Genomic DNA, 2980 nt, shown 5'->3' with positions numbered 1-2980 from the left:
CGGAAGTCTCGCAAGAAGGCGGTGAAATACGACAAGAGGCGCTACAAACGGCGCAACCGCATCGAGATCATGTTCGGCCGCCTGAAGGATTGGCCAATCGTCGGGAAAACAGTCCCCCGGACTGTTTTCTGATCCTCCTCATACGTCGCGACCCGATACGACCGGTGCCCGGAAACCTTCTTCTCTGCGATCATGCTAGCCGCAACCGTCTTGTTCTGGCTGTGAAACTCAATGAGCCTGGACACTAGGCATCAGCGTTTCTACCACGATCTGCGCTTTCACCTTATCCGGCCACTTCCGGTTCCGGCGGCTTCGGCCACCGGCCGGGATAACTTCCAATCTAGCCTCCATGGAGAAGCTCCGTCCGAATCATCACAACGCTCCAAGGAGCCGATCAGGACCAAGGCTGGAAGGTCGGGGCCAAGTGCCGCTTACAGAGATGAAATCGTAGGACCAAACATGTCCAGCCCGCCTGGTTATGCAGGAGGTCCGCGATCTCACGATTTCTGTAGCGACCATAGCGGCGGGCCAGCGCAACGGTGCCCTCGCCCGGTTTTAACTGGCGAAGCTGGTCCCGGCTCGTGCCGCCATACTGGTTGCGCCACCTATAATACATCAGCTCGGAAACCCCGATCTAGCGTACCGAATCCGCCATCGCCATCTTCTGGCCGCTCAACGCTCCAACCTGCCGCAGTTTCGTCACAATCTCGTCGGGCTTGTGTCGCATATTTGCCATTGCGCTCCTCCTCCTTCTCGACCAAAATCATACTTCAATGCGGGCCCGTTCAGGGGGGAGGGAGAAACAGCGGCTGATTCATTGTGAGACTTGAGCACGCTCTCCTCCGTTGGCAACCTGCAAAAGCTGCGTCAATAGCAGGTTTGTCTGCACCTGCTGCTCTACGCCCGTGAATGTCGCAAGCTGAACGGCAAACTCCGTGTTTTCCATTGGGTTCAAAGGGTCTTGATTCTTGATCTGCGTGGTCAACATCTTCAAGAAAACCTCGAACTGATTCGCATATTCTGCTGTTTCAATCTTATTCTCAAATTGATATTTTCCCGCATTCATTCCGCTAATTGCAGGCGATGTATTCATGTTTACCACCGATAACATCCTATATCCTGATATCAATGCCCAGTTCGTTCGAGATCTTTGCAGCACTTGACCGTCTCATATCTGGGACAGATAGCTGATGCTGAGAACCATCTCCCAAATCCGAGCTTTTTCCCGACGGAGTGCGCTTCGCCTTCTCCCCGTCTTTCCCGGTTGAGAAGGAAATATCAGCACCTGAAATCCCAACGCTTCGGAGCTCCTGTTCTAGCAGTTCCACATTCTGCTTCAAGAGAATGTATGTTTCTTTCTGATCGGCAAGAACGGCCACCGCAACCCTGTCGCCTGATGAGATCGATATCCGAACCCTCCCAAGCTCCATTGGATCAAGTAAAATTTCAACTAAGCTATCCCTATTTTCTGAGACACCATCAAATATTTCGCGAGCGATCCGTTTTGCCTGTAATTCTAGAAACTTACCGCTTCTTCCCATATAATCCCCATTAGCGGAAGCCAATACCTGCACATCAAAGCCACTAAGCCGGATGGCTGCCTGATCTAGGAACCCAGGATCAAGATCATCTTCACAATCCCTAGAAGAAAACTTATAAGGGTCATTAAAGTGATTTGATGACTTCGGCAGCACCCCGTAATCCCACTGAATAGATAAACCATCTCTACTTTCTCTGTCTTCTGATGATATTCCCGATGGAAGATCATCGCTCCTACATTCTAGCGCGCCACGATGATAGATGCCTCCCAAGAAAAAAGCACGTGCGGAATGCTCTTTGCTTGATAAAATTTCATGATCGAATCTCGGTTGATTCGAGGAGCAGTGCACCCTCACCTCAACCCGCCCTATTTGCTCCCCAACAATTTCCGTCGCATCAAGAGCTATATCCCTGCTCTGCGATTGCTCCATCCAAGTATTAAGTTGAGTGGAATTCTGAACACTTCGATATCCAAGTTCCGAGCCTCCGCTGGATAAGTGACTTTCAGGACTTTCCGATATCCATAAGGTCACATGATCGATCGAATCATTGGTATCACAGAGCGCTTCATCTTCATCGAAGGCTTTGACACCAGACGATGCTTCGACCAGTTCCACCGCAATGGCGTCGGATAGCGGTATCTCGAACAACTTTGCAAACTCAGGAGATCCAAAGTTACCGACCTCTTCCATGGGGTTGGCCTGCGTCACCGTCGCAACTTTGCCTACATGTAGGCATACGAAATCTGTTCCCACCCCCACTTCCTCTATCTTGGTCAATCTCCTACACATTACCATAGTAAGATTACCAAATATTTACTTATACTAGATAAAGTCATCTGTTGTTGAAAGTTTTATCCATAGGAGGAGCCAGCTTGGATAGAGTTCAAGCAGTAGGGGCAAGCATGGCCACAAGTGCACGGAATCTGGGTTTAGCGGACGGCCTCGAACAGGCATTCCTTACTGAAATGTTAAAATACGCAGGTCCTGGGGAACATGCGGATAATTTTGGCGGCGGAATCGGTGAATCGCAGCTCGCAAGCATGCTAAACGACGCTTACGCTGAAGCGATCGCCCGACGAATTGATATGCGCCTCTACGCCGCGGCAACGTAAGTAGATGATGAAGGCCTTGCACCTGATAGAGGAAGCGCGGAGTGAACTCCTTGCGTTTCGAACCGACCAAGCTATAGAAAAAATTGAGGAATTTGAGCGCCTTATTCTTTCCGGTCAGTTTAGAATGGAATATGCTGAAAGATGCAGAGACACGCTGTATGAGGTCCAGGTTCTTGCTGGCGCCGCGCGCGACGGAGTGGCGGCCGCACAGCGTCAATTTGCCGAGATCAGGACCTTGTGGCGTCATCTGGAAACCTATGATCGTCAAGGCCGTAAGACCGGAAATCACCTTGTTCGTCAGCAGGAAAGGCGATTTTGAATAAATTT

The 2980-nt window shown here is 50.5% G+C and carries 2 protein-coding genes and 2 pseudogenes; 1 reads left to right on the top strand and 3 read right to left on the bottom strand.

Annotated elements, in window-relative coordinates; translation table 11 throughout:
- A pseudogene (locus AQY21_RS27330) lies at window positions 1-225 on the top strand (hypothetical protein); the annotation flags it as partial.
- Between the two features lie 640 nt (window positions 226-865).
- Here the strand turns inward: AQY21_RS27330 and AQY21_RS00950 are convergent.
- From AQY21_RS00950 to AQY21_RS29235, 3 genes and pseudogenes are all read right to left on the bottom strand, one after another.
- Window positions 866-1066, bottom strand: a pseudogene (locus AQY21_RS00950) (flagellar hook capping FlgD N-terminal domain-containing protein); the annotation flags it as partial.
- Between the two features lie 46 nt (window positions 1067-1112).
- Window positions 1113-2249: a flagellar hook-length control protein FliK gene (locus AQY21_RS27325; RefSeq protein WP_161905858.1), complete on the bottom strand. Its 1137-nt coding sequence runs from the start codon at window positions 2247-2249 to the stop codon at window positions 1113-1115.
- Between the two features lie 249 nt (window positions 2250-2498).
- Window positions 2499-2980, bottom strand: a 482-nt coding sequence (locus tag AQY21_RS29235; protein ID WP_203416311.1) for a hypothetical protein, incomplete at its 5' end; no start/stop codon positions are given.

Origin of the sequence: Paracoccus sp. MKU1 (assembly GCF_001447385.1) — a bacterium.
GTDB lineage: Bacteria > Pseudomonadota > Alphaproteobacteria > Rhodobacterales > Rhodobacteraceae > Paracoccus.
This window is presented reverse-complemented; position numbering and strand designations above follow the sequence as displayed.